The 26,927-nt window shown below is 69.1% G+C and carries 28 protein-coding genes and 1 riboswitch; of the genes, 10 read left to right on the forward strand and 18 right to left on the reverse strand.

What is annotated here, in order from left to right:
• Positions 1-16 precede the first annotated feature (16 nt).
• Complete coding sequence (locus ACFYTS_RS18440; RefSeq protein WP_357277143.1) at positions 17-1,546, forward strand: DHA2 family efflux MFS transporter permease subunit; 1,530 nt, start codon at positions 17-19, stop codon at positions 1,544-1,546.
• A 58-nt stretch (positions 1,547-1,604) separates the two neighbouring features.
• Here the strand turns inward: ACFYTS_RS18440 and mraY are convergent, their stop codons facing one another.
• Positions 1,605-2,690, reverse strand: a complete 1,086-nt coding sequence (mraY, locus tag ACFYTS_RS18445) for a phospho-N-acetylmuramoyl-pentapeptide-transferase (protein ID WP_387305639.1) — start codon at positions 2,688-2,690, stop codon at positions 1,605-1,607.
• Between the two features lie 83 nt (positions 2,691-2,773).
• Between mraY and ACFYTS_RS18450 the strand changes: the two genes are divergently transcribed.
• Both ACFYTS_RS18450 and ACFYTS_RS18455 read left to right on the forward strand, forming a co-directional pair.
• Positions 2,774-3,613: a helix-turn-helix transcriptional regulator gene (locus ACFYTS_RS18450; RefSeq protein ID WP_387305641.1), complete on the forward strand. Its 840-nt coding sequence runs from the start codon at positions 2,774-2,776 to the stop codon at positions 3,611-3,613.
• An 87-nt stretch (positions 3,614-3,700) separates the two neighbouring features.
• The gene (locus ACFYTS_RS18455) at positions 3,701-4,465 is read left to right on the forward strand and encodes an SDR family NAD(P)-dependent oxidoreductase (RefSeq protein ID WP_387305644.1); all 765 of its coding nucleotides are present in this window, start codon (positions 3,701-3,703) and stop codon (positions 4,463-4,465) included.
• Positions 4,466-4,471: 6 nt separating this feature from the next.
• Here the strand turns inward: ACFYTS_RS18455 and ACFYTS_RS18460 are convergent, their stop codons facing one another.
• From ACFYTS_RS18460 to ACFYTS_RS18470, 3 genes are all read right to left on the reverse strand, one after another.
• On the reverse strand, positions 4,472-5,185 hold the full coding sequence (locus ACFYTS_RS18460) for an MgtC/SapB family protein (RefSeq protein ID WP_387305647.1): 714 nt from the start codon (positions 5,183-5,185) through the stop codon (positions 4,472-4,474).
• Between the two features lie 221 nt (positions 5,186-5,406).
• A riboswitch (M-box (ykoK) riboswitch) is annotated at positions 5,407-5,580 on the reverse strand.
• A 93-nt stretch (positions 5,581-5,673) separates the two neighbouring features.
• Positions 5,674-6,294, reverse strand: a complete 621-nt coding sequence (locus tag ACFYTS_RS18465) for a TetR/AcrR family transcriptional regulator (RefSeq protein WP_357276812.1) — start codon at positions 6,292-6,294, stop codon at positions 5,674-5,676.
• A gap of 57 nt (positions 6,295-6,351) precedes the next feature.
• Positions 6,352-6,750, reverse strand: a complete 399-nt coding sequence (locus ACFYTS_RS18470; protein WP_387305650.1) for a hypothetical protein — start codon at positions 6,748-6,750, stop codon at positions 6,352-6,354.
• A gap of 567 nt (positions 6,751-7,317) precedes the next feature.
• Here ACFYTS_RS18470 and ACFYTS_RS18475 point away from each other — a divergent pair.
• Positions 7,318-7,947, forward strand: a complete 630-nt coding sequence (locus ACFYTS_RS18475) for a hypothetical protein (protein WP_387305652.1) — start codon at positions 7,318-7,320, stop codon at positions 7,945-7,947.
• 28 nt (positions 7,948-7,975) lie between these two features.
• Here ACFYTS_RS18475 and ACFYTS_RS18480 read toward each other — a convergent pair whose 3' ends face one another.
• From ACFYTS_RS18480 to ACFYTS_RS18525, 10 genes are all read right to left on the reverse strand, one after another.
• Positions 7,976-8,290 carry a transcriptional regulator gene (locus ACFYTS_RS18480; protein WP_357276806.1) on the reverse strand — a complete coding sequence of 105 codons (315 nt, stop codon included), beginning with the start codon at positions 8,288-8,290 and terminating at the stop codon, positions 7,976-7,978.
• Entirely contained in the window at positions 8,287-8,751 is a 465-nt protein-coding gene (locus tag ACFYTS_RS18485; RefSeq protein WP_357276805.1) for a hypothetical protein, read from the reverse strand. The genes ACFYTS_RS18480 and ACFYTS_RS18485 overlap by 4 nt, the downstream gene beginning before the upstream one ends.
• Positions 8,752-8,817: 66 nt before the next feature.
• Positions 8,818-10,686: a Na+/H+ antiporter gene (locus ACFYTS_RS18490; RefSeq protein ID WP_387305655.1), complete on the reverse strand. Its 1,869-nt coding sequence runs from the start codon at positions 10,684-10,686 to the stop codon at positions 8,818-8,820.
• A gap of 54 nt (positions 10,687-10,740) precedes the next feature.
• Positions 10,741-11,016: a hypothetical protein gene (locus ACFYTS_RS18495; RefSeq protein ID WP_357276802.1), complete on the reverse strand. Its 276-nt coding sequence runs from the start codon at positions 11,014-11,016 to the stop codon at positions 10,741-10,743.
• 107 nt (positions 11,017-11,123) lie between these two features.
• Positions 11,124-11,732 (reverse strand): hypothetical protein, encoded by a 609-nt coding sequence (locus ACFYTS_RS18500; RefSeq protein ID WP_387305658.1) that lies wholly within the window; start codon positions 11,730-11,732, stop codon positions 11,124-11,126.
• Positions 11,733-11,832: 100 nt separating this feature from the next.
• A complete protein-coding gene (locus tag ACFYTS_RS18505) occupies positions 11,833-13,167 on the reverse strand; it encodes a pyridoxal-phosphate dependent enzyme (RefSeq protein ID WP_387305661.1) in 1,335 nt (444 codons plus the stop codon).
• Complete coding sequence (locus ACFYTS_RS18510) at positions 13,167-14,576, reverse strand: decarboxylase (protein ID WP_387305663.1); 1,410 nt, start codon at positions 14,574-14,576, stop codon at positions 13,167-13,169. Before ACFYTS_RS18510 ends, ACFYTS_RS18505 begins: the two co-directional genes overlap by 1 nt.
• 32 nt (positions 14,577-14,608) lie before the next feature.
• A complete protein-coding gene (locus tag ACFYTS_RS18515) occupies positions 14,609-15,865 on the reverse strand; it encodes a heavy-metal-associated domain-containing protein (RefSeq protein ID WP_387305665.1) in 1,257 nt (418 codons plus the stop codon).
• Positions 15,862-17,142, reverse strand: coding sequence for an aminotransferase class V-fold PLP-dependent enzyme (locus ACFYTS_RS18520; protein WP_387305668.1), 1,281 nt, complete (start codon positions 17,140-17,142; stop codon positions 15,862-15,864). The genes ACFYTS_RS18515 and ACFYTS_RS18520 overlap by 4 nt, the downstream gene beginning before the upstream one ends.
• A gap of 114 nt (positions 17,143-17,256) precedes the next feature.
• A complete protein-coding gene (locus tag ACFYTS_RS18525; protein WP_387305671.1) occupies positions 17,257-17,799 on the reverse strand; it encodes a DUF2599 domain-containing protein in 543 nt (180 codons plus the stop codon).
• 238 nt (positions 17,800-18,037) lie between these two features.
• Between ACFYTS_RS18525 and ACFYTS_RS18530 the strand changes: the two genes are divergently transcribed.
• Positions 18,038-18,502: a hypothetical protein gene (locus ACFYTS_RS18530; RefSeq protein WP_357276788.1), complete on the forward strand. Its 465-nt coding sequence runs from the start codon at positions 18,038-18,040 to the stop codon at positions 18,500-18,502.
• A gap of 27 nt (positions 18,503-18,529) precedes the next feature.
• The gene (locus ACFYTS_RS18535; protein ID WP_387305674.1) at positions 18,530-18,841 is read left to right on the forward strand and encodes an EthD family reductase; all 312 of its coding nucleotides are present in this window, start codon (positions 18,530-18,532) and stop codon (positions 18,839-18,841) included.
• A 60-nt stretch (positions 18,842-18,901) separates the two neighbouring features.
• On the opposite strand, the gene ACFYTS_RS18540 is transcribed toward ACFYTS_RS18535, so the two are convergent.
• A complete protein-coding gene (locus tag ACFYTS_RS18540) occupies positions 18,902-20,632 on the reverse strand; it encodes a GMC oxidoreductase (protein WP_387305677.1) in 1,731 nt (576 codons plus the stop codon).
• 102 nt (positions 20,633-20,734) lie between these two features.
• Here ACFYTS_RS18540 and ACFYTS_RS18545 point away from each other — a divergent pair, with 102 nt between their 5' ends.
• Positions 20,735-21,406, forward strand: coding sequence for a MerR family transcriptional regulator (locus ACFYTS_RS18545; protein ID WP_357276781.1), 672 nt, complete (start codon positions 20,735-20,737; stop codon positions 21,404-21,406).
• Between the two features lie 17 nt (positions 21,407-21,423).
• Here the strand turns inward: ACFYTS_RS18545 and ACFYTS_RS18550 are convergent, their stop codons facing one another.
• The 3 genes from ACFYTS_RS18550 to ACFYTS_RS18560 form a co-directional block, all read right to left on the reverse strand.
• Positions 21,424-22,782, reverse strand: coding sequence for a family 1 glycosylhydrolase (locus tag ACFYTS_RS18550; RefSeq protein ID WP_387305681.1), 1,359 nt, complete (start codon positions 22,780-22,782; stop codon positions 21,424-21,426).
• A gap of 359 nt (positions 22,783-23,141) precedes the next feature.
• On the reverse strand, positions 23,142-23,774 hold the full coding sequence (locus ACFYTS_RS18555) for a hypothetical protein (protein ID WP_387305684.1): 633 nt from the start codon (positions 23,772-23,774) through the stop codon (positions 23,142-23,144).
• Positions 23,771-24,337: a hypothetical protein gene (locus tag ACFYTS_RS18560; RefSeq protein ID WP_387305686.1), complete on the reverse strand. Its 567-nt coding sequence runs from the start codon at positions 24,335-24,337 to the stop codon at positions 23,771-23,773. The genes ACFYTS_RS18555 and ACFYTS_RS18560 overlap by 4 nt, the downstream gene beginning before the upstream one ends.
• 153 nt (positions 24,338-24,490) lie before the next feature.
• Here ACFYTS_RS18560 and ACFYTS_RS18565 point away from each other — a divergent pair, with 153 nt between their 5' ends.
• The 3 genes from ACFYTS_RS18565 to ACFYTS_RS18575 all read left to right on the forward strand — a co-directional run bounded on the left by ACFYTS_RS18565 (position 24,491) and on the right by ACFYTS_RS18575 (position 26,606).
• Positions 24,491-25,204, forward strand: coding sequence for a hypothetical protein (locus ACFYTS_RS18565; RefSeq protein WP_357276771.1), 714 nt, complete (start codon positions 24,491-24,493; stop codon positions 25,202-25,204).
• Between the two features lie 191 nt (positions 25,205-25,395).
• On the forward strand, positions 25,396-25,770 hold the full coding sequence (locus ACFYTS_RS18570) for a helix-turn-helix transcriptional regulator (RefSeq protein ID WP_357277141.1): 375 nt from the start codon (positions 25,396-25,398) through the stop codon (positions 25,768-25,770).
• Positions 25,771-25,844: 74 nt separating this feature from the next.
• Entirely contained in the window at positions 25,845-26,606 is a 762-nt protein-coding gene (locus tag ACFYTS_RS18575) for an aquaporin (protein WP_387305689.1), read from the forward strand.
• Positions 26,607-26,927 lie beyond the last annotated feature (321 nt).

The following is a 26,927-nucleotide window of genomic DNA, read 5'->3' on the forward strand; positions in this document are numbered from 1 at the left end:
CTGGCAGGCTGAAGCGGTGACCACCCCTCCGGATACCAAGGCGGCCGACTCCGCCGACGACAAGCTGGACATCGGCGTCTTCAAAATCGCCGGTGTCGTGGTGCTCGGCGCCATCATGTCGATCCTCGACGTCACGGTCGTGACCGTCGCCATCCCCACCTTCCAGCACGACTTCGACACCACCTACGCCATCGCCGCCTGGTCCATGACCGGCTACACCCTCGCGCTGGCCACCGTCATCCCCCTCACGGGCTGGGCCGCCGACCGATTCGGCACCAAACGCCTCTACATGATGGCGCTGGTGTTCTTCGTGATCGGCTCGGTGCTGTGCTCGACGGCCTGGAACATCGAGTCCCTCATCGCCTTCCGCGTCATCCAGGGTCTCGGCGGCGGCATGCTCATGCCCCTGGGTATGACGATCATGACCCACGCCGCGGGCCCCACCCGCATCGGCCGCGTCATGGCCGTGCTCGGCGTGCCCATGCTGCTGGGCCCCATCGGCGGCCCCATCCTGGGCGGCTGGCTCATCGACTCCTTCAGCTGGCACTGGATCTTCCTGATCAACCTGCCCATCGGCATCATCGCGCTGGTCCTGGCCTACACGATCTTCCCGCGCGACAATCCCGAGCCGTCGCAGAGCTTCGACTTCCTGGGCATGCTGCTCGCCTCGCCCGGCCTGGCCGCCTTCCTGTTCGGTGTGTCCTCCATCCCCGGTGAGGGCACCATCAAATCGGCCAAGGTGCTCATCCCCGCCATCATCGGCGCGGGCCTGCTGATCGCGTTCGTCTTCCACGCCCTGCGCACCGAACACCCGCTCATCGACCTGCGGCTGTTCAAGAACAAGTCGCTGCGCTACGCCGTCATGACCATGACCCTGTTCGCCATGGCGTTCTTCGGCTCCGGTCTGCTGCTGCCCTCGTATCTGCAGCAGGTGCGCGGTGAATCCACCCTGGCCGCCGGCCTGCTCATCGCACCGCAGGGTTTGGGCGCGATGCTGACCATGCCGATCGCGGGCCGCCTGGTCGACAAGATCGGGCCCGGCAAGATCGTGCTCACCGGTATCTCCATCATGACGCTGTCGATGGCCGCGTTGACCCAGGTCAAGGCCGACACCCCCTACCCGCTGCTGTGCGGGGTGCTGTTCGTCATGGGTCTGGGCATGGGCTGCACCATGATGCCGACCATGACCGCCGCCATCCAGACCCTCACCCACGGTGAGGTCGCGCGTGGTTCCACCCTGATGAACATCGTGAACCAGACCGCGGGATCCATCGGTACCGCAACCATTTCCGTGGTGCTGACCACCCTGCTCAACCACCGGCCCGAAGCCAAGATGGCCATCGGATCGCACTACGATCCGCGCATCTCCCAGCAGGTTCCGCCGCAGGTCCTCGCCGACGGCTTCGATCAAGCCGCCCAGGCGTTCGCCCACACCTTCGTGGTGGCCACCGTGCTGCTGCTGGCGACGCTGATCCCGGCGTTCTTCCTGCCGCGCACCAAACCGGCGACCCCGGCCGCGGCCGACGCACCCGCGGTCGTGCACTGAGCTAGCACCGTCGAAAGCCCACCCGGAAACTGTTGTCCCGGGTGGGCTTTCGCGTTTCTCAGCGCCGCGGCCCCGACGAGGCGAGGTGCTCGGCGTAGAAGAACAGCAAGCCCGTCGCCGCCGAGATCGCCGCCAACAGCCAGAATCGGATGATCACCGTGGTCTCCGGCCAGCCGATCAGCTCGAAATGGTGATGGAACGGGGCCATCTTGAATACCCGGGTGCGCGTGGTGCGGAACATGACGATCTGCAAGGCCACCGACGAGATCTCGGCCGCGAACAGCGCGCCGACCGCGATCATCAGCAGTTCGGTGCGCGTGGTGATCGACAGCCCCGCCAGCAGCCCGCCCAACGCCAGCGACCCCGTGTCGCCCATGAAGATCTTCGCCGGAGCCGCGTTCCACCACAGGAATCCCACGCACGCCGCCGCGCCCGCCGCGCACACCACCGACAGATCCAGCGGATCGCGCACCGTGTAGCAGCCCGGCACCGCCCTGGTCGCGCACGCGTGCGCGTACTGCCAGAACGTGATCAGCACATACGAACCCAGCGCCAACCCCACCGAACCCGCCGCCAAACCATCGAGGCCGTCGGTGATATTGACCGCGTTCGACCAGGCCACCACGATGATGCACGCCACCACCAGAAACCCCGCCACCGCCAGCGACACCGTGGAGATGTCGCGCACGATCGAGATCTGTTTGCTGCCCGGCGTCAGCCCCGACCCGCCGCGGAACCGCAACGCCAGCACCCCGAACACCACCGCTGCGCACAACTGCCCGACGATCTTGCCCGACGCCGTCAACCCCAGCGAGCGCCGCTGCGACAACTTGATCGCGTCATCGGCGAACCCCACCGCCCCCAACGCCGTCGCCAACCCCAGCACCAGCAGCCCCGACGCCGACGTGCCCCGCCCGTCGAAATGCCGCCCCACCAGCGCCGCCGCCCCGTACCCGCACCAGATCGCGACCAGGATCGCCAACCCGCCCATGGTCGGCGTGCCCCGCTTGGACAAGTGACTCGCCGGGCCGTCCGAGCGGATCGCCTGCCCCCACCGCTGCCGCGTGAACAGCCGAATCAGCAACGGCGTCACCGTGATTGAGACCACCAGTGCCACCAGCGCCGCCACCAGAATCTGCCGCATCGCACCCCCTCGAAACCCGAAATCCGGTCACATGCTAACCGCCGCCGGAACGAAAGGGGCTCCCGTGATTGTTAGCGTGAGATATGAACACCCCGGGTGCGCGCCGCGACCAACTCCGAGAGTTCCTGCGCGACAGACGCGCCCGCATCACCCCCGACCAGGTCGGACTCCCCACCGCCGGCCGCCGCCGCACCCCCGGCCTGCGCCGCGAGGAAGTCGCCGTCCTCGCCGGAGTCGGCGTCTCCTGGTACACCTGGCTCGAACAGGGCCGCGACATCACCGTCTCCACCGACGTCCTCGACGCCATCGCCGCCGCCCTGCTCCTCGACGCCCCCGAACGCACCCACCTGTATGTCCTCGCCGGCCTCAACCCGCCCTGCCGCTCCGGCACCGCCACCGCCGACATCACCCCCGAAACCCGAAACCTCCTCGACGCCTGGGGCCCCCGCCCCGCCGTCCTCCGCAACCGCTACTGGACCGTGCTGGCCTACAACGACGCCGCCCGCGCTGTCTTCGGCTACGAAGCCCCCGGCCACAACTGCCTGATCACCTACTTCACCAACCCCCGCTACCTGGCCATGCCCCACCACTGGACCCGAGCCGCCCCCGCCGTCGTCGCCGCCTACCGCGCCGACTCCGCCCCCTGCCCCGACGACCCCGGCTTCGACGCCGTCATCACCGACCTCGCCGGCCGCAGCCGCGAATTCGCAGACCTGTGGTCCCGCCACGACGTCGGCACCCCGACTCAAGCCGTCAACGCCCTCCACCACCCAGAAGTCGGCGAACTCCACTTCGACACCACCACATTGACTCTCGCCGACCGCCCCGACCAACACGTCGTCCTCTACAACCCGCGCCCCGACACCGACACCGCCGAAGCCCTCGACCGCCTCCACCGCCTCCGCCTCGCACCACCCGCCTGAAACGGTGGAGGCCGCGCAGGGTGGTGGTGTCACACCCACGATAGACACGCACTGTTTTCCCGCTGCGCATCCCGGCACGCTGAAGTCATGACGCACAACGGGATCCGCTTCGAGAACAAGATCGCCCTCATTACCGGTGGCAGCAGCGGCATGGGGCTGGCCACGGCGCAGCGCCTCATTGCCGAAGGCGCGGAGGTGATCATCACCGGGCGGGACAAGGGTCGGCTCGACGCTGCCGTTGCCGAGCTGGGGGAGCGCGCGACCGCGATTGCCGGCGACGTCACCGACGCCGAGGATCTTGCTGTGCTGGGCCGTACGGTCGGCGAGCGGTTCGGGCGGCTGGATGTGGTGTTCGTTAACGCGGGGGTCGGGGCGTTCCAGCCGTTCGCCGCTGTGACCACCGAGGAGTTCGACCGGATCGTGGGCCTCAACTTCAAGTCGGTGTTCTTCACCGTCCAGCAGGTCCTGCCGCTGGTGTCGGCGGGTGGCGCGATCGTCATCAACGCCTCGTTCGCCACCTACCGGGGTGCCCCCGGTACCGCCCTGTACACCGCCACCAAGGCCGCTGTCGATTCCCTGGCGCGGACCCTCGCGGCGGAGCTGGCACCCAAGGGGATTCGGGTGAATTCCATCAGCCCCGGCTACACCGACACCCCGGCCTTCCGCGTCGAGACCACACCCGAGACCCAGGCCGAGGCGGCCTCGCGGGTAGCGCTCGCTCGCATCGGCACCTCCGACGATGTGGCCGCCGCGGTCGCGTTCCTGGCCTCCGCCGACGCCTCCTACATCACCGGCCAGGACCTGCTCGTCGACGGCGGGCTCACCACTGTCATCCCCTCGGCCATGGTCTGAAGCGGCTCACTGCTCGGTTTCCACCGGCCGCGGCACCGTGCGCCAGCCGACGCTGGTCACCGACGGCTCCAGGCTCAGACGGCTCACCGCGGACTCCATCTGGCGATCGTCGCGACGATCGCCAGTGAGCTCGGCCCGCACCTGCACCCGCCCCGGGGACGTGTCATGACTCGAGATGGACACCAGCCGCAAGTCGGTGCGCGTCAACGACTGCACCAGCAACGCCCGCACCTGCGCCTCGTGCGCGTCGTCGGTGTCGGCGTGGAAGGCGTACAGCGCGTCCTGGGCGTCGGTGCCGTCGGCGATCGGGCGGTCCACCGACCGGGCGACCGTGCGCAACGCGGTATTGACCACCACCACCGCGACCGTGCCCGCCGCGGCCGTCGAGTACATGCCGGCACCCGCCAGCGCGCCGACCGCGGCCGAACACCACAGCGTGGCAGCGGTATTGAGGCCGCGGATATTGAACCCGTCGCGCAGGATCACGCCCGCGCCCAGGAAGCCGATACCCGAAACGATCTGCGCCGCAACGCGGGTCGGGTCGGCGGTGGCGCCGTTGAAGCCGTGCGCGGACAGCAGCACGAACAGGGTCGCACCGGCGGCGACCAGTGCGTTGGTGCGCAGCCCGGCCATGCGGGCCCGGAACTGGCGCTCGAATCCGATGATCGCGCCCAACCCGACACCGGTGGCCAGGCGGAGCAGCATTTCCCAGGTGGTCATCTCGATCTCCCAGCGGATGACGGCGCACTCGGAAAGTGGACGCTACCGGGTGCGCGGAAGCGGCCTGAGGATTGATGGAGTGTCGCCTGGTGAACGATTGGCTAACGGAACTCGGTCCGGTCCATCGGGCACGACCACCACCTCCTCGACACACGCGCACAAAGCGACCGCCAGGTCGCGTACATGCCGGGGGAGTGGGACCGGCGGGGAATCGCCGGCACGGGTACCACCCCTCGTAAGACCTTCAGCACTCCACGGCGTAACCCGCCACCAGGGCGGGAGCCGGTCGGGGCATCCCCTTAGCTCGGGGAAGCCTGTCCTGATCCGGGGCGTCTCTCGACGTTCGGGATCGCCGGCCTGTATCCGTGAAGGAGCCTCAGCTAACGACGGCACCTTGCGTCAGCGAGTAAACACCCCCGCGTCGCGCCTCGCAACCCGATGTGACCGCGGTCGCCCGCATCCACGCCGCAACCGCGCCGGTGGAAGGGTCAGCGATACATGCCGCGATAGGCGTCGATGGTCGCCACCAGATGGTCCACGATCTGATCGCGCGTGGCGCGCAGCGTGCCATTGAGCCACGCCGAGAACATGCCCGCATTGCCGCTGGCCATGGTGACCGCGGCCAGCCGCCGTCGCACCGGATCATCGATGTGGGCGAACAGGTGATCCTGGATCAGGCGGGTGAACGCGGGCATGACCGCGATCGTGGTCTGGCCCAGCCCCGTCGACGAATACGGCTCCACCAGGAACAGTCGTGACTTGCGCGGATCCTGCAGCACCTTGTCCACCAGCGCTTCCGACAGCGCGCGATCCCGATCGGGATCATCGGCGACCGCGAACGCCGTCATCGGATCCAGGAACTCGTCGGCGATCTGACGGTAGAGCACGTCGAGCAGTTCGTCGCGGCTGGCGAAGGATTCGTAGAAATACCGGTCGGTCAGCGTGGCGCGCCGGCACACCGCGCGCATGGTGACCGCGCCCGCCCCGGATTCGCCGATCAGGTCCAGTGCGGCCTCGAGCAGCGCGGTGCGGCGCGCCTCACGGCGTTCGGTGAGGGTGGTTCCGCCCCAGATGCGGGGCTCCTCGGCGGGAGGCTGCTCGGTCTGCACCGGGTCAAGAGTAATGCCTGGGCCCGGGTGTGAGCGCACACCCGGTCCCGGACCGGCTCACTTGGTGACCACGCACGCGCTGCCGAGGTTGATGCCGGTGCCGACCGTGACGGTCGCCCACTGCGAGCCGTTGTAGGTCCAGGCCTGCACGTAATGGGTGCCCGTGGAGGTCGGCGTCCAGCTCGAGGTGGCGGTGCCGCCGCTGCCCAGGCTGAACTGCTGCGGACTGAACGTCGCCGAGGCGCTGTCGTAGAGCCACACGTACTCGTTGGGGCTGCCGTTGACGGTGACCGTGTAGGCGCAGTTGGTGCCGTAGCCGCCGCCGATGCTGGTGCCGGTCGCGATGGTCACGCTGCTGACGTAGGCCGACGCGTCGGGCGCGGCGAGCACGAGCGCCGCGGCCGCGGCGCTACAGGTGGCGAACACGGACACGGCCGAGGTGCGTGAGCGGATCATTGTCGATCATCTCCCCAGATGAACGGGATGAATGAGAACACTGCGACGCCATTGGCGCACATAGGCAAGTGTCGGTGGTCGGCACACCCGACACACGAGTATCGGACTACTCGATGCGAACCGGCCACCCCGCCAACGCAATTCGCGATCTCCGGCAATCAGTCGGCTGTCCAGGGCCGACGCCGAAAGCTGGGGGTTCCCCTAATCGACCCCTAATTCCCGTGCTCGCAGTGCAATTCAGCTATTACATCGCTAACGTTCCGATTGTCCGAATCGCCTGGGTGACGAAGCGCAGACACCTACCGGTGATCGGACACCGCGCGAGTCCTCTTCCCCGAGACTCGTCTCCCGCGTCCCCGCCGCGCAGCGGGCGCCGCGAACCCCGGCGTCGCCGGGCCGACCCCGATCCCGGCCCGGCGACGCCGTCTCATAAGCGCCGATTCCGCCACAAGGACGGCGCGAATGCCGTGACGCTGCGATGATCGACCAGTTCGGATTCAGTTCGGGTAGGCATTGCGAATCACCCTGTGCCGGTGGACTGTTCGAGGAGCAGAAGGATCGCGCAGGATGACCGCAAGCCGGTATGTCAGTAACTCCGACGTAGCCGATCCCGCCGAGCCGTCGGGCTGGGGCCGACATCTGGGCGTCGGGGACGACATCGCGGACAGTCTCGGTTCCGGACAGCTCGGCGCGCTCATCTTCGCCCGGAAACTGGTGCGCTGCTGGTACATCGCCAACTTCCTGCTCGGGTCGACCCTCGGCTCGGGCGTGGGCCTGTTCGCCTGGGAGTACGGTCAGCGGACCTACGGCGACTGCACGGGCACCGCCACCTGCTATCCGCGCTGGGAGTTGCTGGTGCTCGGGGTCGGCTCCGGATTGCTCGCCGCGGGAGCGATCTTCCTGGCCGCGTCGTTGCCGTGCTTCTGGGTCGCCTACGCCATCCGGTGGTCGGCGCGCGCCATGGCCGACCGCAACGACGGGCCCGAGCATCACGAGGCCGAGCACTACGAAGTCGCCGAGCATCACCAGTGGCGCGCGGCCGAGCAGCCGACGCGCCGCCAGCCGCGGACCGAGGAACCGCCGCGCCGGCCGGCCCGCGCCGAGGAGCCCCAGCGCCGCCAGCCGCGACCCGAGCCGCCCCAGCAGCGCCGCCCCGCGCGCGGTGAACAGCCCGCCCGCCGTCCGGCCCGCACCTGACCAACCGCTCCCGGCCCATCGGGGCCGTCTATCCGAGCGGCTCGCCGGGTGCGGTGGCGCCCGCGACGATCTCGCGCAACGCCGCGATGTGCCCGTCGAAGGCGGTGCGCCCGGCGTCGGTCAAGCGGGCCCGCACCTTGCGGCGACTGCCCTCGAGACGGCGCTCGGTACTGACGTACCCGGCTTCCTCGAGGGTCGCCAACTGCTTGGACAGCGCCGAATCCGACAGTCCCAGGCGCTCTTTGAGGAACGCGAACTCCGCCCAGTCGGCCGCGGCGAGCGTGGCCACCAGCGTCAGGCGCGTGCTCGGGTGGATCAGTTCGTCGAAACGGGCCTCGCTCACGCGCGCACCCACCGCCGCCCCGCCGCCAGCAGCTCGGGCCCGCCGAAACCGATGACCGCGGCCACCAGCAGCGCCGACCAGATCCGCGGATGCCCTGCCCCGTCGGCGTCGAGGGCGATCGCCGCGGCCACGGTCAGCGCGACCAGGCCCACCAGCATGCCGATCACGACCAGCGGCGTGCGTCGCCCGGCCACCTCGGCGCTGACCTGGACCCCGCCGGTGCGGCGGCGGCCGTCGAGCAGCCGCGACGCCACCGTCGCGTGCCCGGCCCCGAACGCCAAGGTCGCGACCGCGACCAACCAGTCCGGGCCCAGATCGCCCAGGACTCCCAAAGCCAGCCAGCCGCAGGCCATTCCCCACCAATAACCGCGGGGCAATCCGACTTCGGCGGCCATTCGCTGCCGCGCCCGCCCGGCCGCGTCGAGTGCCGAACGCGCCTGCTCCGGAGTGATGCCGTCCATGATGACTCCTCACTTTCCTGCTTGGAAAGTAAGACTCCACTTTCCCGATGGGAAAGTCAAGGGCGGTCAGCCCAGCAGCTCGTCCAGATAGCACCAGCGCCACGACTCACCCGGCTCCACGCTGCGGATCACCGGATGACCGGTGCCGTTGAAATGCTTGGTCGCGTGATTGCCCGGCGAGGAATCGCAGCACGCCACATGCCCGCACTCCAGGCACATCCGCAGATGTACCCACACCAGACCCTCGTCGAGGCATTCCCCGCAGGCGTCCGGGGTATCGGGCACCCGCACGCACGGCGCCTCGCGCAGGTGCTCGCACGCGCCCGGCGGCATCGGCGCCCGCAAGCCCAGCCCGTCGTCGTCCTCGGCCTCGGCGACCCGGTCGATGGTGGACTCCTCGATGTCGAGGGCGGCCATCACCGCCTGCAGCACCTCCTGATCGACCTGCCCCGCGTCGCGGATCCGCAGCACCGTCTCCCGCTCGGCCGCCAGCATCGCCAGCCGCAGCCGCCGGTACTCGCCGCTGGGGGTGACCCGCTGGGATTCCGAGCGCCCCAACAGCTCCCATGCCGACTGCGCCCGCACCACCACCCGGTTGCGCAGCGAGTCCACCACATCCGGCGGCGTCTCGGGCGCGATGTTCTCCTCGAGCGCCTTCAACCCCGCCGTCGTCGCCTGTTGCAGCAGATTCGCCTCCTGCAACAGGTCCTCGGCCCGGCTGGGCCCGCGCAGGCGCAGCATCCGCACGAGCCACGGCAGCGAGAGTCCTTGCAGCAGCAGCGTTCCGCCCACCACCACGACCGCCAGCAGCCGCAACGTGTCCAGTTCCGGGGTATCGCCGGGCAGCAGCAGCGCCGCCGCCAGCGTCACGACTCCGCGCATACCGGCCCACGCCACCACCGCCGGTCCGGTCCACTCCGGCTTGGGTTTCCCCTGCCGCCGCCCCTCGATCTGCCAGGCCGCGTACGTCGCCGGGAACACCCACACCGGCCGCACCACGATCACCGTCACCAGCACCGCCGCGCACGTCCACAGCAGCGTCGAATGCGGCAGGTCGCTGTGCCAGGCGGCCTCCACGATGTGGCGCACCTGCAACCCGATCAGCAGGAACACCGCGGACTCGAGAATGAACGCGATGGTCCGCCAATTGGTGTGCTCGGCGATGCGCGAGGCCGCGCTCTGCCAGTGCGGCGCACCGTGACCCAGGATCAGCCCGCACGTCACCACCGCGATCACGCCCGAGGCGTGCACCGACTCCGCGGGCAGATACGCGATCCACGGCGCCAGCAGCGACACGCTGGTGTCCAGCACCGGATCGGTGATCCGGCGGCGCAGGAACGCCAGCATCATCGCCGCGGCCACCCCGATCAGCGCGCCGCCGCCGGCCGCGCCGATGAAACTGGCCCCCGCCTGCCACAGCGTCACACTGCCCGCCATGGCCGCGACCGCGGTCCGCAGGGTCACCAGCGCGGTCGCGTCGTTGAACAGCGACTCGCCTTCGAGCAGGGTCACGATCCGGCGCGGCATCCCGACCCGCCGCGCCACCGCGGTCGCCGCGACCGCGTCCGGCGGGGCCACGATCGCGCCGATCGCCACCGCCGCGGAGAACGGCACCGGCAGCAGCCAATACACCACCGCGCCCACCGCGAACGCGGTGAACAACACCAACCCCACCGACAGCAGCGTGATCGAGGTCTTCTTCGGCCGGAAGTCCACCAGCGAGGTGCGGATCGCCGTCGTGTACAGCAGCGGCGGCAGCAACCCCAGCAACACCAGTTCGGGCTCGATGTCGAACTCGGGCACGAACGGCAGATACGACGCGATTACCCCGGCCACGGTGAGCACGAACGGCTCACCCAACCCCAGCCGGCGCGCACCGGCCGCCAGTGCGACCGCGACCGACACCAGCACCACGAGTCCGAACGCCCACTCCACGTGTTCATCGTGCCAGTCGCGGTGTCCGTTTCCGGCAGCGGCACCGCGGACGGGTCAGTCGGCGTGGCCCGAACGTGACCGGGTGATCGCGAAGACCCCGATGCGCGCGGCCAGCGCCACCACCCACAGCACCACGCCGACCATATTGAGCATCGGACCGGCGCCGGTGTAGGAGCCGACCAGGATGGAGACGACACCCGCCGAGAAACACAGCACGGTGGCGGCATGACAGACGGTGAGGGTGATGCGCAGGTCGGTGTCCGGACCCGCGGCGCGCTCGATACTGATGGTGAAACTCCTGGCAACACTGTTGAATTCGACCCCAGGCACCATAGCCTCCCGAAGCCGGAAGTGCAGAGTCCAGCAGCTCACCGTTCCCGCCGTGTTCGCGGGCGGGGCGCGGTGGCGGTGTTGCTCAACGGAATTCGCGATTCGGATCAGGGGGTCTGCTTGACGCAGATCCAGGTTTCGCCGTCCTTGCGGGCCTCCACCTTCGGCGACTGGTATTGCCAAATGCACGCGATCTGCATGTCGATCGGGGCCTGGCACACCCAGGTGGTCTTGTCGATCACGGCCGGACGCACCTCGTTGCTGGTCGGGTACGTCGCCTTGCAGTAGCCGGGCATATCCCGGATACCGCCCTTGACCACCTGTTCGGGGGTGAAGCACATACCGCTGTAGGGGTCGTTCATGGAGAAGGACAGGTGCAGACCGGTCTGCTTGTACTGCCAGTCGCACGCCTTGCCCAAATCGATGACCGCCTCGCACGACTGGCCGTCGACCTGGCCGTACCCGTAGGAGACGCAGTACTGCGCCAGATCCAGCCCGCCGATCGAGGTGGACGCGGGCACGCTCGGCGCGGTCGAGGACTGGGTGCGATCAGCGACGACGTTGACGATCAACGGGGTGACGATCACCGCGGCGGCCACCGCCACCACGATCACGGCCAGCGCCCACGCCGGTACGCGCCTCAGCAACGGTGCGAGCACCCGTTGGGAGAATGGGGTCCACAGTGGGGAGAAGAACTGCGAGAACTGTTCGAGCACGAGCGGCCCCTTGTTCCATGCGTGTGCGGCAGCACCGCAATCCTATCGCCCGGGTAGGGGTCGCCACAGCCGAAATCGCTGGGGCCGCGGCACATTGGCGTCAACTGTGCCGGGGCGCGGATTCCATCGGTTTGCCCGCGTCGCGCCAGGCCGTGATGCCACCCGCCAGACTGTGCGCGTCGTACCCAGCCCGGCGAGCCAGCGCCGCGAACCGCAAGGACACCTCACCGACCGGGCAGACGAAGACCACCGGCCGCGACCGCGAGAACGGGACTCCCTGGACGAGCATGTCGTCGAGCTGATCGTCGCGGATGTTCAACGCGCCCGGCACATGGGCGATCCGGTAGGCCATCGCGCCGCGGGTGTCGACGATGGTCGGGCGCGCGGCGCGATCGAGCTGCTCGAGCTCGTCGGGGGACAGGGCGGGGGTGGCGGCGAGTTCGGCCGCGTCCGGAGCCGGGGCCCGGCCGGGCTTGCCGAACAGTTCCGGGCGACGCTTGCGGATGTAGGACAGGTACGGCTCGAGCCGATCGCACACGATGATCACCGCGACCAGCGGATCCGCCTGCGCCGAGGGCGATTCCACCGACCCCAGGAACTCCAGCGCCGCGGCATAGGTCGCCCCGCTCGTCGGCCCGGCGAGCACCCCGTGGCCGGTGGCCAGGGTCAGCGTGGCGTCGACCGCGCGCCCGGCCTCCACCGCCATGATGCGGTCGTAGAAGTCGGGCTGGAACAGGCCCACGTCCCACATCTCGGTCTCCGAGCGGATACCGGGGATGAAGTCGCCGCGTTCGGCGACCACCGCGACGGTCTTCAACTCCGGATTGTGTTTGCGCAGAAAGGTCGCCGTGCCGCGGGTGGACCCGGTGGTGCCCAGCCCGCCGATCAGATAGTCGACACGGGTGATGCCGTCGCGCGCCAGGTCCTCGTGGATCTCGCGCCCGGTCCCGTGATGGTGGGCCTCGATGTTCTTCTCGCTGGTGTACTGCGAGGGGTGGTACCAGGCGCCGGGTGCGCGGGCCATGGTCGATTCGATGATCGAGTACACGTCATTGGGGGCCGTCGGATCCGGGCATTCCGACAAACCAGGCAATTCTTCGATATCGGTCCCCAACAGCTGCAACAGGTCTCGCACCTCGGCGACCTTGATCCGATTGGTGACCGCGCGCAACCCGATCCCGTGCAAGGCCGCCAGCACCCGCAATGCCTTCGCGGTATTGCCGCTCGACGCCTCGATCAAAGTCTGCTTCCCGGCGATGATCTCGTCGAGGTCGTCGCGGATCATGCCCCATGCCACCCGATCCTTCACCGACCCGAACGGGTTGTAGAACTCGAGCTTCGCGTAGAGCTCCACCCGCGCGAGCCCGTGCACGGCCGGATCCAGCCGCAGCAAGGGGGTATTGCCGATCAGTTCGGTGATGTGGTCGTACCGCATCAGTGCACCTCGTGCCAATCAACGTCGCAGCACACCCGGAACATCCCGGATTCGCGCGACACCGCCAATTTCGGCGGCACCGGATGCATCGAGGCCCGTGCGGCCGACAGATCCATGTGGTAGGCGGCGGTATTGGGGAACACCACGAAATCCCCCGATTGTGGATACCGCGGTAGCCACACTTTGTGGTTGGTGATCAGATCCCGTTCCAGGCACAGCCGCCCGGCCAGGAACACGCCCGCCGCATCGGGATTCGGGTCGCCTGGGACGGAAACCGGCTCGTCAGCGCCGGTTCGAGCGGGGAGGAGGATCGGGTCGACCATCACCTCCTGATCGGCCGGCGTGACGGTGTCGCGGCTCAGATCCAGATTGACCAGGGTCGACCCGTCGGCGGTCCGCTTCACGAATTCCACCCGCGCCACGGTGATTCCGGCGTGGTCGACCAGCGCCTTGCCCGGCTCCAGCCAGATGTCGAGGAGGTTCTCCCCAGCCACCTGTGCAAAACTGCGGCCGCCCTGCGATTCCAGGCCCGTATCCAGGAGATCGGCGAGCATGCGGTCGGCATCCACAATGTTGGCGTATTTGTGAAAAACTGGTGTCCCGTGGACCGCGCCGTCCTCGACGTGGAATCCGAAAGTGTTGGCGCCCCAGGCCATCTGCTCGCCACGGCCCACGAGTGATTCGCGCAGCGCGTGCACGTATGCATCGAATGCGCCCGCGTCCGCGGTGAACACCTGCCGGAAGCCGCCCCCGATATTCAGCACCGTCGGCGTCAATCCGTACCCGTAGGCCCGTTCGGTCAACTCCAGGCAGCTCTCCACCGCCCGGACCCGTTCGGCCGGTTCGCCCGAATCCAGGTGAAAGGCGAACCCGCGGAACTCGATCCGATCGCGCTGGGACGACAGCATCGCCAGGAGTTGCTCGCTGTCGGTCAACGGCACCCCGAATCGGCTCACCGGCGTCCCGGGGAATCCGCATATTCGCACCAAAACCGGCACGGGGATATCCGCCAGTGCCGCAATGCGTTCCAGTTCCCACAGATTGTCGACATTGATGGTCACCCCGGTGCCGACCAGCGCGCCCAACAACCCCTCACCCTTGGGACCGGTGACTTCGATGCGCTCGGGCTCGAATCCCGCCTTCAACGCCCCTCGCAGCTCGGCCTCCGAGGCCACATCGATGCTGATGCCCGCCGCGCGCGCGGTCGCCACGAACGCGCGCGACTGATTCACCTTGTGCGCGTAGCAGATCCGGAACCCTGGCGCGCGTGCCGCCGGCACAGCCCGCAACCGCTCCACATTCTCCGCGAAGACCTGCGGAAACACCAGATGCGCGGGTGATCCGAACTCGGCGACCGCGTCCCGGACCGCGCCCGGCGTGGCCAGGAATTCCGACACCAGCGCATGCATCTTCGCCGGCAACCCCGGCGGCGCCGCAGCCGTCATACGGCGGTTTCGCTGGTCGCGGGCGTGACCAGGGTCGGGTTGTAGCCGCTGTCGCGCAGCGCCTCGAAGGCGCGATGCCGGTTACGGGGACTGCGGAACTCCGCGACCACCCGCTTGCTGACCAGATCGATATCGCCGACCCCGATGCCCATCGCGTCCAGCACCCCGCCGATGGTGCGCACGCAGTGCTTGCACGTCATGTCCGGGACATAGAACACCTGGTCCTCGGTCGCGAGTTCACCGGTCTCCGACCCCGTTTCGGCCGCCACCTCGGTCACCGTGATCCGGTCGACGATATGGGTGAACACTTCGGTGAACCGGTCGACGACCAGCGGCAAGATGCTGTAGTGCGCGCCGTCGAGTTGATGCGGCATGGCGGCCAGGCACGCCGGGCGGGTGCCCGGCGGCAGCAGCGCGTACTGGCGCGAGATCAGATCCAGCTCGTCGTGATACTTGGCGATCGCCTCGGTCACGCTCAACCCCTCGGCGTTGGTGGCGCGGCGCATGACCCGGTGCGCGTCCTCGATGGTCATGTCCTTCATGGCGCGCAGTGTCGCCACCGTCTCCGCCGAATACCGTACGGTCCCATCGGGTTGGGTGGTCAGGGTGACCGCGATCATGCCGCGCCGGTAGCTCGAGGCCTGTAACTCCCAGAACCAGCGCGTCGCGACCGCCGCGTAGATGCCCGAATCGCGCATGCCGATCGCGAATTCGGAGGGGGTGCGATACGGCGTCTCCCGCGCCAGCAGCGCGTGCTGGGCCAGCGCCCGCCCCGCCGCCTCGATGCCCACCCGGAAGATCTCGTGCGGCGCGTGATCGGTGGTGGTGCCGTCGAGTACCGCCTGTTCGCGCGGGCCGAGCTTGGTCATCCGCTGGCCCAGTGCGGGATCGGCGTCAAGGGCGTGCCACAGCGCCAGCACCGTCTCGCGCATGGCGATCGGCACGACCGGGCCCAGCCCGCCGGTACGGAAATGCCCGGTATTGGGGATGCCGTCGCTGTCTGTCCAGGTGATGCGGTGGGTCGCGCTGGTCACCTGGTCGGCACGGCACGGGCGCATGAACCGTTCCAGATACAGCCGCTGCGACAGCGTCAGATGCGAGCCGGACTCCGAAGCCAGCGGCGTGCAGGTGTATTCGACGCGGCGCGGAGGCGGCGGCTCCGAATCCACGCCCAGTCCGGGTCGGGCCAGTCCGGCCAGCACCCGGGAGGCGGCGCGGCGGTCGTAGCGGGGTTCGGGGCCTGACTTGGTCACGAGACCTCCTCGGCAATCGTGGCGACACACTGGGTGAACCGGTCGATCTCGTCGACGGTGGTGTAGATGTGCGTGCTCACCCGCACCGAATCCTCGTCGGCCGCCGGGCCGCCGGCGGGAACGCAGTGCGCTCCGGTACGGACCAGGAAGCCCAGCTCGCTGAGCACGAATCCCAGGTCGGTGGCGCTGATCCCGGCGACGGTGAAAGACACGATCCCGTACCCGGTTTCGCACGGCGCGTACGCGGGGCCGGGCGTGAACTCGACCCCGGTGATCGGGCGCAGACGCGCGATCAACCGCCGCGTGAGGGCCCGATTGTGGGTGGTGATCGCGTCGAGGCCCAGCTCGCCCAGCACCTCGAGGGCCGCTCCGAGGGCGAGGATCCCGGGCAGGTTGTGGGTGCCGCCCTCCAGCAGCTGCGGCATCGCGCCGCCCACCAGGCCCGAATCGTCCAGTGACACTCCCGAATTGCCGCCCGGCAGAAACGGCAGCAGTTCACTGTGTCGGCGGCGGTGGCAATAGAGCATGCCCGTCCCCGGGGCTCCGAACATCTTGTGCGCGGCGAACACCGCGAAATCGGCGTTCAGCTCCGCCATCCGCACCGGCACATGTCCGCCGGACTGACTGCAGTCGAAGCACAGCGCGATTCGCGGATCGATGTGCCCGCGCAACTCTTCCAGGGTGGTGAGTCCGCCGAATACATGGTGCAGATGCGCCACGGTGATCATCCGCGTGCGCGGGGTGATCCGCGCCGCCACATCCTCGATATCGGCCTCGCCGAGCTCGTTCACCCGGTAGGGCACCAGCTCGATCCGCCGTCCGAACCGGGCCAGCAGGCCGCGCAGATGTTGCCACGGATACACATTGGAGGCGTGATCGCGTGGGCTGTAGAGGATCTCGTCGCCGTCGCGCAGATTCGCCAGCCCCCATGACAGCGCCACCGCGTTCAGCCCGGCCGTGGCGCCGCCGGTGAAGACCACCTCATCCGGTGCGGCCCCGATGAATTCGGCCATCGCCACGCGCACGGCGACCACCTCGCTGGTCAGCGCGCCGGCCCACGGATAGGTGCCGCGCCCGGCATTGGCGGTGCGTTCGCGGTGATAGCGGTGCACCGCGTCGATCACCGGTCGTGGCTTCTGGGTGGTGGAGGCGGAATCGAGGTAGACCTCGGCGGTCTCGGTCAGCGCCGGGAACAGCGCGCGCACGCCGGGATGCGCCGGTCCCCGGGCGGCTGCGGGCGGCGTGGGCGTAGAGGTCTCGGGTGCCGAGGCGCGCACCATTGCCCTCCCTCCCAGGAGTGAGCGCTGGACGTCACCCACGATACGCACATTTGGCGATCGGCTCGAAGGTTATGGCGGGCAACCGGTTTCGTTACCGCATCGAACAACCGCTCAGCGTTCGGGACCGCCCGGGTTGCACAGCGCCGACACCGTCGCGTCGTACCCGACCGCGGGCCGCCACGGCTCGAGGTTCCAGCTGGCCTTGTCCGGCGCGACCGCGCGCGCCCACTCCCAGTGGCATCGGAACTGGTCGAACATGCCGGGGGAGTCCGCGTCGGGAGCCAGCGCCAGCACCTCGCCCCAGGCGCGATCCCCGGCCGTCGGGAACAGGTCGATGCGCCCGGCGCGGGTCGGGAAGACCTTCAATCGGCGTCCGTCGATCTCGTCGGTCCACTCGGTGTGATCGATGAGCGCCTGATCGGCCATCGGGTCCACCGCCGGCGTCGCCGCGCTCGAGATCGCGGTGGCGGTCGTGGGAGCCGACGCATTTGCGGTGGGAACCGGCTGCACGGGTGCGACGGTCGCCGAGATCGGCCCCAGCGAACTGACCACCACCGGCGGCGAGTCCTCGGCCGCGCCGCAACCGGTCAGTACCAGTGCCAGCGCGAGCACGGGCGGGCCACCCGCGAGTTTCCAGCGCCGCCGCATGGGCATACGCCCCTTTCGTTCGATTCGTCCGGCCGGGATCCGAAACTACCAGCGACAATCGCGCACACGCGGAACACGCAGGGCAGCCCCGGACTTCGGTGCTCCGGTTTTGCCCGCGCTGGTGTATTGGCCCAGACAGCCCCTACGATGTCACGCGCGGGGCGGTTCGTGAAAGAGGGGACCGTCCGGCACCCTTGGTACCGGATGGTTGCTGACTGGTAGGGGAACGATGAATGCCGCGAACGTGAAACTGCTTGTGTGGGAGTGCGACAACACGCTCTGGGATGGGGTGGTGTGCGACTCCACCGCCGGAGCGCTGCGCGCCGAGGCCGCGCGCTCACTGCGCATCCTCAGCGAGCGCGGCGTCATGCACGCGGTCGCCTCCCGCGGTGAATGGGCCTGGACGGTCGAGCAACTGCGCCGCCACGGCGTCGCCGACCGCTTCGCCGCAGTCGAGGTCGGCTGGGGCCGCAAGTCCGCCGCCATCGCCCGCATCGCCGAAACCCTCGGCGTGGGCCTGGGCCAGGTCGGCTACATCGACGCCGAACCCCTCGAGCGCAGCGAGGTCGCCCACGCCCTGCCCCAGGTCCGCTGCTACGCCGCCCGCCACGTCGACGTCCTCGCCGCCCTCCAGGAATTTCGCGCCCCCCTCGGCGACGTCCCACCCCCGACCTCCCCGATGGGCATCTCGCACATCCACGCCCACTGAGCCGGACCGCCCCGTAGCCTCGGTGCGATGCACCGACTCTCGATCCTCTACGGACATCCGCAGGATCCGGCGGCTTTCGACGAGTACTACTGGAACACCCACATCCCGATCGCTCGGGAGATGACCGGCCTGAAGAAGTGGACCATCGGCTACGGTGAGAGCGCCGATCCCAGCCAACCTTCGCCCTACTACCTGGTCGTGGGCCTCTACGCCGATTCGCGCGCCGAGCTCGAGGCGGTCCTCGCCAGCCCGCAGGGGCAGGCGGCGGTCGCCGATGTCCCCAACTTCGCCACCGGCGGTGTCACTTTCGTCTACAGCCACGAGCGGGACCTGATCTGATGTCGACCTGAGTAGGGCCCCGGCCGTCGATCGGCCGGGGCCCTACTCAGGTGCGGGTGGTCAGGCGGGCGTGGATTCGGAGCTGCCGCCACGGATTTCGACGATCGGCAGCACCAGGGCCGCGGGGGCCGAGGCGGGAACCATCGGCTGCAAGGGTGCAACGGGTGCGATGCGGGCATAGCCCTCGGACTGGTCGGGGCGGGTGTCGATCTGGCCCTTGTTGGGCCACATGGCCGCGGCGCGCTCGGCCTGGGCGGTGATGGTCAGCGAGGGGTTCACGCCCAGGTTGGCCGAGACCGCGGCGCCGTCGACGACTGAGAGTGTGGGGTAGCCGTAGACGCGATGGTAGGCGTCGATGACACCGTGGTCGGCGTCCGCGCCGATGGCCGCGCCGCCCAGGAAGTGGGCGGTCAGCGGGATATTGAAGACTTCGCCCCAGGTGCCGCCCGCGACACCACCGATGGTGTCGGCGACCTTGCGGGTGACCTCGTTGCCCGCGGGGATCCAGGTCGGATTCGGTTCGCCGTGACCCTGTTTGGAGGTGAGCTTGCGCCCGAACAGCCCGCGCTTGGTGTAGGTGGTGATGGAGTTGTCCAGATGCTGCATGACCAGCGAGATGATGGTGCGCTCACTCCAGTTCTTCACCGACATGAACTGCAGCAGCATCAGCGGGTGGCGCAGCACGATGCCCAGGAAGCGCAGCCAGCGCGGGATGCTGCCGCCGCCGTCGACCATGAGCGTCTGCAGCAGGCCCATCGAATTGGAGCCCTTGCCGTAGCGGACCGGCTCGATGTGCGTGTCGGGGGTCGGGTGGATGGAGGAGGTGATGGCCACGCCGCGGGTGTAGTCGACGTCGGGGTTCACCTTGCGGGTGGCCGCGCCGAGGATGGATTCGGAGTTGGTGCGGGTCAGCAGGCCCAGCCGCGACGACAGCTGCGGCAGGACGCCCTTGTCGCGCATGGCGAACAGCAGCTGCTGGGTGCCGCGGGTGCCGGCGGCCAGCACCACGTGCTTGGCCGTGTAGGTCTTGGGCTGCTTGCGGAACCAGGCGCCGGTGCGTTCGGTCTCCACGTCCCAGGTGCCGTCGGGCAGCGGACGCACGGTGGTGACCGTGGTCATCGGGAACACCTGTGTGCCACCCTTTTCCGCCAGGTACAGGTAGTTCTTGACCAGGGTGTTCTTGGCGTTGTGGCGGCAGCCGGTCATGCACTCGCCGCATTCGATACAGCCGGTGCGCTCGGGGCCCGCGCCGCCGAAGTACGGGTCGGGCACGGTCTTGCCGGCCTCGCCGAAGAACACCCCGACGGGGGTCTGCACGAAGGTGTCGCCCACACCCATGTCCTCGGCGACCTGCTTGAACACCTCGTCCGCGGGAGTCATGTGCGGGTTGGTGACGACGCCGAGCATCTTGCGGGCCTGCTCGTAGTAGGGCATCAGCTCGTCGCGCCAATCGGTGATCTCGCGCCACTGCGGGTCGGCGAAGAACGGGGCCGGGGGCACGTAGAGGGTGTTGGCGTAGTTGAGTGAGCCGCCGCCCACGCCCGCGCCGGCCAGGATCAGCACATCGCGCAGCGGGTGGATGCGCTGGATGCCGAAGCAGCCCAGCTTCGGGGCCCACAGGAACTTGCGCAGGTCCCAGCTGGTGTCGGGGAGCTGGTCGTCGGTGAAGCGCTGACCGGCCTCGAGTACGCCGACCGAGTAGCCCTTCTCGGTGAGGCGCAGTGCGCTGACACTGCCGCCGAAGCCGGACCCGACGATGAGCACGTCGAAATCGGTGTCGCGTTGGGTCATGAGGACTCCCTTGTCGTCGTCGACAGTGTGGCGGCGGTTACGCTAATGCGGACAGTTGTGGCTGTCAACGTCGGGCCGGGTTGCGGTATCTATGCTGTTCGCGTGGACCGATACAGCCGCCTGCAACTCGCCGAACTCAGCGGTGTCGCCGCCCGCACCATCCGCTACTACCACTCGGTCGGCGTGCTGCCCAAGCCCGGGCGCGCGGGCAAGGAAGCGGTCTACGGTCCCGACCACCTGGAACGACTGCGGGCCATCACCGCCATGCAGGCGCGCGGGTTGCGCCTGGACGCCATCCGCGAGGTGTTCGAGGCCGAGGTTCCCGGCGACGGCGACTGGCGGGAGGTCTTCGATCCGCGCTACAGCGGTGACATCGACACCGGCACGGTCCTCGACGACGATGCCCTGACCGAGTTGCTCGGCGATCGCCGCCCCGAGATCCTCGACGACCTGCTGTCCGAGGGCTACCTCCAACCGCTCGGCACCCGCTGGCGGGTGCCCGAACCGGCCATGCTCACCGGCGCGCTGATCCTCTATGACGTGGGCACCGATATCGCGTTGTCGGGCGTGCTGCGCAAGCTGATCCGCACCCACATCGCCACCTTGGCCGACGAGATGATCCGGGTGGTGCGCGAGGCCTCAGGCCGGGAGTACACCGGCGAGGGCATCGATTTGGACCTGGATCGATTCCGGGACCGGTTCCTGGCCACGGCCCGCGAGGTCGGCGGGGCCACCCTGGCCGAGGAGATCGAACGCGCGGTCCGCCGGCGCTGACCCGCGCCGCGCCCGCATCACGGCGCGGGGACCGCGGCGGGGACGGTGACGGGGTTCTCGCAGCTGGCCGGGGGATCGACCAGCTTGCAGTCGGACGGGAACCGCACTGGCTCGTAGCCCGAGGGCACCCCGCCGGCGGTGATGATCTGCCGGTAGGTGTCGACCGCGTCGGTGGGCTTGCGGGTCAGGTTCGGATCGGTCTGCACGTCCACGGTGTAGAGGCCGAAACGCGGCGCGAACGAACCCCACTCGTAGTTGTCGGTGAGGCTCCAGTAGTTGTAGCCGACCAGGTTCATGCCGTCGGCCTTGGCGCGCTGCAACCAGTACACGGTGTCGCGCAGATGATCGGAGCGGGTGTAGCCGTCGGCGCGCGGCTTGCCGTTCTCGGTGGGCATGCCGTTCTCGACCACCCACAAGGGCTTGCCGGGGAACATCCGCGAATAGTGTTGCAGCGCATAGTAGATGCCCTCGGGGCGGATCGGCAGATCCCACATCCCGGCGGGCGGCGCGACCGACCCGTCCGGCATATTGACCGTGTTGGCCTCGGGCGGCTCGTAGCCGAAGTAGTAGTCCACGCCGATGAAGTCGAGCTTGTCGCCGATGCGTTCCATGAGCGGCCCGTTGACCTGCGCCTCGGCCCCGGCCACATAGCCGACATTGCTGGTGACCAGCGCCTTGGGCTGCACCTGGTGGATGTAGTCGTAGATCTCGTTGTGTGCCTGAGCGACCCGGTCGAGCATCTGGTCGGCGTCGGTGTCGCTCTGGCGGACCTCGTGCATGATGTAGGCGACCGGCTCGTTGACCGTCACCCAGACCGGACTGCGGAAGGTGTAGCGGTCGACCACCTTGCGGGCATTGGCCAGCCAGTCGCCCACCATGGCGTCGTCGTTCCAGCCGCCGCGTTCGGCGGCCCAGCCCGGGTACACCCAATGGTCCAGCGTGAGCATGGGTTCCATGCCGTTGGCCACGATGTCGTCGATGACGCGGTCGTAGAAGGCGAAGCCCTCCTCGTCCCATACCCCGGGTTCGGGCTGTAGGCGCGCCCATTCGATGCCGATGCGGAACACCTTCGAGCCCAGGCCCGCCGCCAGTGCGATGTCGGTCTGGTAGCGGGAGCGGAAGTCGATGGAGTTGCGATAGCGGTCCCAGTCGGGATTGGCGTCGATGTAGTGCATCCAGTTGCTGTCGGGGGCGTGCCCCTCGGACTGGAAGCCGGACGCGGCCACGCCCCACAGGAAGTCGGGGCCCAGTCCGCCGTGGGTGCCCGGAGTGGCGGGCGGCAGTGCGGGAGTCGCGTGGGCGGCTGTGGCCACCGGCAGCAGCGTCGCGGCGGCGGCGAGCCCAGCTAGGACTAGTCGGTGCAGGCGACGGCGCATCGGGGCTCCTTCTCCGGGACGCCTGGTCGGAATGTCCCATTCGGAGCGTAGCTGCCTATTAGCTGAATTCCGGGGCAGTGAGGGGCGTGTCGCGGGGCCCGCTGCGCTCGGCTCACCCGCCGATCAGCGCCGGATTTCCGGACCGGAAAACCCTCGCGCGGCCCTCACCTGCCGCGATGGTGGTCCCGTTGATGATCTCGGTGTCGAGCCGAACCCATGCCGCCTACCGTTCGTGATGTACCGGCCTGTGGCCCAAGCGGTTCCAGGAGGGGGAGTCACAGTCCGGTGCAACCACCCGGCGTATCCTCAGCGCGGCGGCGTCGCCGGGTCGGCGCGGCCGACGCGGACATCGACCGGCGTCAGTGCGCGACCCGCGCTCGAACAATGCGGGGTTCGACCGAATAGTCGTGTCCGGCGGTGGCATCGAGATAGCGGGAGGCCAGTGTGTCGGCGCTCAGGTCCTCCTGCACCACCCACCCTGCGTCGCGCACCGCACGGGCGACGCTGGTGACGCCGGTGCGAGGCACCTCGAGCACGATCTCCGCGCCGCCGAGGCAACTGGCTAGCAACTGCAATGCCGTCATGGTCTTTCTGGGACACGCGGGGCCGGTGGCGGCACCGGCCGAACCATGGCGGCCCGGGTCGTCGAGTCGAACGGCGAACACCGGGTCCCCGGGCTCGAATCCGGGTGCGAATCGGACGAATTCCGCAAGTTGCCTCGCCGTGGCTCGGCCGACAGGCTCGGAATCCCCTGGTGGCGGCGCTATTCCGCCCTCCCGGTCGGTGACCCGGATGACCCGCACGTCACGGTACGGATTGTGCGCGATGAAAGTGTCCAGGGCAGTGCCGAAAACGAGGACCTGACGTGTCCCCGCCGACACCGCGTCGGCGAGCCGGTCCTCGGCATAGCGCTGCCGGGCCGCCGCGAGCAGTCGGCGGCTCCGGCCACCGGGTGGGTGCGGTACCTCGCGGCCCGCGGCGGCGGCTCTCATGCGCCCGGCTCGTCGTCGCGCGGCTCGGGTCCCGGCGCGTTGCCCGGACCGTGCGGACCGGGGCCGCGATGACCGTGCGGTCCGTGCTGCCCGGGTCCGGCGAACGGGCGTCCCGGTGCGGGCGGCATGCCGGGACCCTTGGGCCATTCGGGCATGCCTGGCAGGGAAGGCATCTGGGGTATCGAGGGCATGGGTGGAATGCCCGGCATGGGTGGAATGGTAGGAACCGGCTGAATCGGCGGCGTGGAGTGCAGCGGGGGGATCGGGATTCCGGCGCCGGCTCCGCCGAAGCGCTGAAACGCGGCTTGACGTGAGGTGCCGAAGATTTCGCCGATCTCGGCCCAGGTCCGCCCTTCGTCGCGGGCCTGCCGCACCAGCGACCGCAGCACATCGTCCACGACACCGTCGAGACTGCGCGCGGCCCGCAGCGCGGCCATGACCGAGGGCGGCGGAACGCCCTGGCCGGGGCGCAAGACCTCGACCACGACATCGGCATTGGTGGACAACAGCTTCGCCAGGATCGCTCGCTCGTCGGCGGGATCCCGGTGCGGGGAATCACTCATATGTAAATGCTGCCTTGACGCGAATGCGGCTGTCAAGGAACGATTTACACACTCCGCTTACTGAGCATTAGCTGAAAGAAATGCGCTTTGTTTGCCGCCCCTATAACGTGTTCGTCAGCGATCTGGAGGTGCAGGGCGGAGGACACCTGAAACATGACCCACCCAGAGAGATGCGCGGCCGAACACGAGCTGTTCGAGCTGGTTCGGAAGGCCGGATTTGAGGGATCATCCTGGAAGCTGTTGGCGGACAGTCTGGTTCGCCACGCATTGGCCGTCCTGGGGCCGTGGGTACGCAGCGGCTGGATTTTCGCGGTCGCCGAACGCGAGGGGATGCCCTTGCGTCCGACCGCGCAGGAGCGGTTGCTGGTGGAGACCCGCTTCGCCGAGGACTTCGTGCGCGAGACCATCACCCGCGCCCTCGAACGCTTTCGCCGCGCCGCCCGTGACGGCGACGGCTGGGCCGCCGACGGCGGACAGAGTCTGAGCGGCTACTTCCTCGGTGCGTGTGTCCGCGCGTTCGTCGAGCACTTCCGCCGCAGCCGCCGCGGTGGAGATCTCTACCAGTACCAGCCCGCGTCGACGGTGGCGGTGGTGAGCGAGGACGGCCCCGAGCTGTCCGAGGTCCTGGCCGCCGCCGAGGACATCGCCGGATCCGTCGTCTCCCGCCTGGCGTTCCGCAGCCGTCTGGAGGGCCTGAGCGAGCGTGACCGCGCGCTCGCCTGGGGCAAGGCGATGGGATTGAGCGCCCACGAGATCGCGCAGCTCTTCGCGTTCCCGTCGGTCCCGGCCGTCGAAGTGCGCTGGGCCGGACTGCGCAGCGACCATGATTGGATGACCGGCCTCGACGGCCAGGAGGTGGCCGAATGAGCCCCGATCACGCCCCCGACCCGGTGCTGCGCATCGCAGACCTGATCGAACGCTCCTCACTCAATGACCCCGCCCTGCGCCGCCTCTACGCCCGCATCCCGCATCGCACCCCGACGCGGCGCAGCACGCCCGCCCCGATCCCGTCGGCCGTCACCGGGTTCGCGGCCCGGCTCAACGAGCTCTTCGACGCCATGCCCACGCCCGGCGGACGCCCGCACACCAACTCCGCGGTCGCCGCCCAGCTCACCGCCTGGGGTCACCCGATCTCCAAGCCCTATCTGAGCCAGTTGCGCTCGGGTGCGCGCACCAACCCCTCCCGCGAGACCATCGCCGCCCTGGCGCGCTACTTCCGTGTCCGCCCCGACCATTTCGCCACCGCCGCCCATCCGGTCCCGCGCGGCCACGACCTGGACCTGCTCGCCCGCCTGCAATTCCCCGGCCTGCGCGGACTCGCCATCGCGGCCGTCGATCTGAGCGAGGAATCCCAGCACCTGCTCGTTACCATGGCCGAGCGGCTGCGCCTCACCGAGGGCCTGCCGGAGGTGGGCGCGGGCGGCCTCGAATAGCGCGGCGGCGGTATATACGAAATATCTTGTGCCGAGCCCGGCTTCGGAAGCCCCTGGTCTGGCACTGTGACCGGGTGCCGAACCCCGAACCGCCCGTCCTCGCCGCGTACCGCGCCGTCCCCGACGCGGGCCCGCTGCCGCTCGGGCGTCGAGCGGTGGCCGAGTTCTCCGGTACCGCCGCCCTCGGCGCCGTCGTGATCGGTTCGGGCATCGCGGCCGACCAGCTCTCACCCGCAGACCCCGGCCTGCGACTGCTCGAGAACTCGACCGCCAGCGCGCTGGGGCTGGCCGCGCTCATCCTGATCTTCGGCCCGATCTCGGGCGCGCACCTCAATCCGGTGGTGTCGCTGGCGGATTGGCTGGGCGGTCGGCGCGATCGTCGGGGACTGTCCACTCGGGCGTTCGGCGTCTACCTCGCCGCCCAATGCTCCGGCGCGATCGTCGGTGCGCTGCTGGCCAACGCCATGTTCGACCGGCCTCCGCTGCAACTGGCGACCCAGCAGCGCGTCACCGGCGGCCACCTGCTCGGCGAGATGCTCGCCGCCGCGGGACTGGTCGCGATCGGCTTCGCCGCCGCCCGGCTCGGACGCGGAGCCGGCGCCGCGGCGGTGGCCGCCTACCTCGGGTCGGCCATCTGGTTCACCAGCTCGGGGTCGTTCGCGAATCCCGCGCTCACCCTGGGGCGCATGCTGTCGGATTCGTTCACCGGCATCGCCCCGTCCTCGGTGCCCGCGTTCACCGCGGCCCAGATCCTCGGCGGCCTGGCCGGTTCCAGCCTGATCACCCTGCTGTACCGCCCGGCCGTCCGCGGCGTCCAGGCCCCGCGGGGGTCGTGACGGCAGAAGTCGGCGTCTGCGGCCGTGCCGGCATCGAGTGCGGCGGTGAGCGGGACGCGACCCAGCGGGCTTGTAGGGTCAGGCGCCCCCGCTGCGGGCGCGGGGGAGTAGCTGGGCCGCTGGACCGTTCTCAGGGCAGCGCGACCGGTGATCCAGGCCCGGTGACGGCACCTCGGGTCACGACCTCGGAAGTAATGGTCGAACGTCCATATTGTGGCGCTCGGACCTCGGGTTCGAACCCGCTCGGCGGGCAGGTCCAACGCAGCGAGCCCTCGGCCTGCAAGAGTGCGCTGAAATGCGATGAGCTGCATGGACTCCGGT

Source organism: Nocardia sp. NPDC004151 (assembly GCF_042874235.1).
In the GTDB taxonomy this organism is placed as follows: domain Bacteria; phylum Actinomycetota; class Actinomycetes; order Mycobacteriales; family Mycobacteriaceae; genus Nocardia.

Excerpts from the sequence above, each read along its gene's own strand:
- ACFYTS_RS18535 (WP_387305674.1), top strand. The coding sequence starts at position 18,530 with ATGCACCGACTCTCGATCCTCTACGGACATCCGCAGGATCCGGCGGCT.
- ACFYTS_RS18510 (WP_387305663.1), bottom strand. The coding sequence starts at position 14,576 with ATGCATGCGCTGGTGTCGGAATTCCTGGCCACGCCGGGCGCGGTCCGG.
- ACFYTS_RS18505 (WP_387305661.1), bottom strand. The coding sequence starts at position 13,167 with ATGCGGTACGACCACATCACCGAACTGATCGGCAATACCCCCTTGCTG.
- ACFYTS_RS18525 (WP_387305671.1), bottom strand. The coding sequence starts at position 17,799 with ATGCCCATGCGGCGGCGCTGGAAACTCGCGGGTGGCCCGCCCGTGCTC.
- ACFYTS_RS18485 (WP_357276805.1), bottom strand. The coding sequence starts at position 8,751 with ATGGACGGCATCACTCCGGAGCAGGCGCGTTCGGCACTCGACGCGGCC.
- ACFYTS_RS18455 (WP_387305644.1), top strand. The coding sequence starts at position 3,701 with ATGACGCACAACGGGATCCGCTTCGAGAACAAGATCGCCCTCATTACC.
- ACFYTS_RS18470 (WP_387305650.1), bottom strand. The coding sequence starts at position 6,750 with ATGATCCGCTCACGCACCTCGGCCGTGTCCGTGTTCGCCACCTGTAGC.
- ACFYTS_RS18550 (WP_387305681.1), bottom strand. The coding sequence starts at position 22,782 with ATGCGCCGTCGCCTGCACCGACTAGTCCTAGCTGGGCTCGCCGCCGCC.
- ACFYTS_RS18570 (WP_357277141.1), top strand. The coding sequence starts at position 25,396 with ATGCCCACGCCCGGCGGACGCCCGCACACCAACTCCGCGGTCGCCGCC.
- ACFYTS_RS18460 (WP_387305647.1), bottom strand. The coding sequence starts at position 5,185 with ATGACCACCTGGGAAATGCTGCTCCGCCTGGCCACCGGTGTCGGGTTG.
- ACFYTS_RS18450 (WP_387305641.1), top strand. The coding sequence starts at position 2,774 with ATGAACACCCCGGGTGCGCGCCGCGACCAACTCCGAGAGTTCCTGCGC.
- ACFYTS_RS18475 (WP_387305652.1), top strand. The coding sequence starts at position 7,318 with ATGACCGCAAGCCGGTATGTCAGTAACTCCGACGTAGCCGATCCCGCC.
- mraY (WP_387305639.1), bottom strand. The coding sequence starts at position 2,690 with ATGCGGCAGATTCTGGTGGCGGCGCTGGTGGCACTGGTGGTCTCAATC.
- ACFYTS_RS18540 (WP_387305677.1), bottom strand. The coding sequence starts at position 20,632 with ATGACCCAACGCGACACCGATTTCGACGTGCTCATCGTCGGGTCCGGC.
- ACFYTS_RS18560 (WP_387305686.1), bottom strand. The coding sequence starts at position 24,337 with ATGAGTGATTCCCCGCACCGGGATCCCGCCGACGAGCGAGCGATCCTG.
- ACFYTS_RS18565 (WP_357276771.1), top strand. The coding sequence starts at position 24,491 with ATGACCCACCCAGAGAGATGCGCGGCCGAACACGAGCTGTTCGAGCTG.
- ACFYTS_RS18555 (WP_387305684.1), bottom strand. The coding sequence starts at position 23,774 with ATGAGAGCCGCCGCCGCGGGCCGCGAGGTACCGCACCCACCCGGTGGC.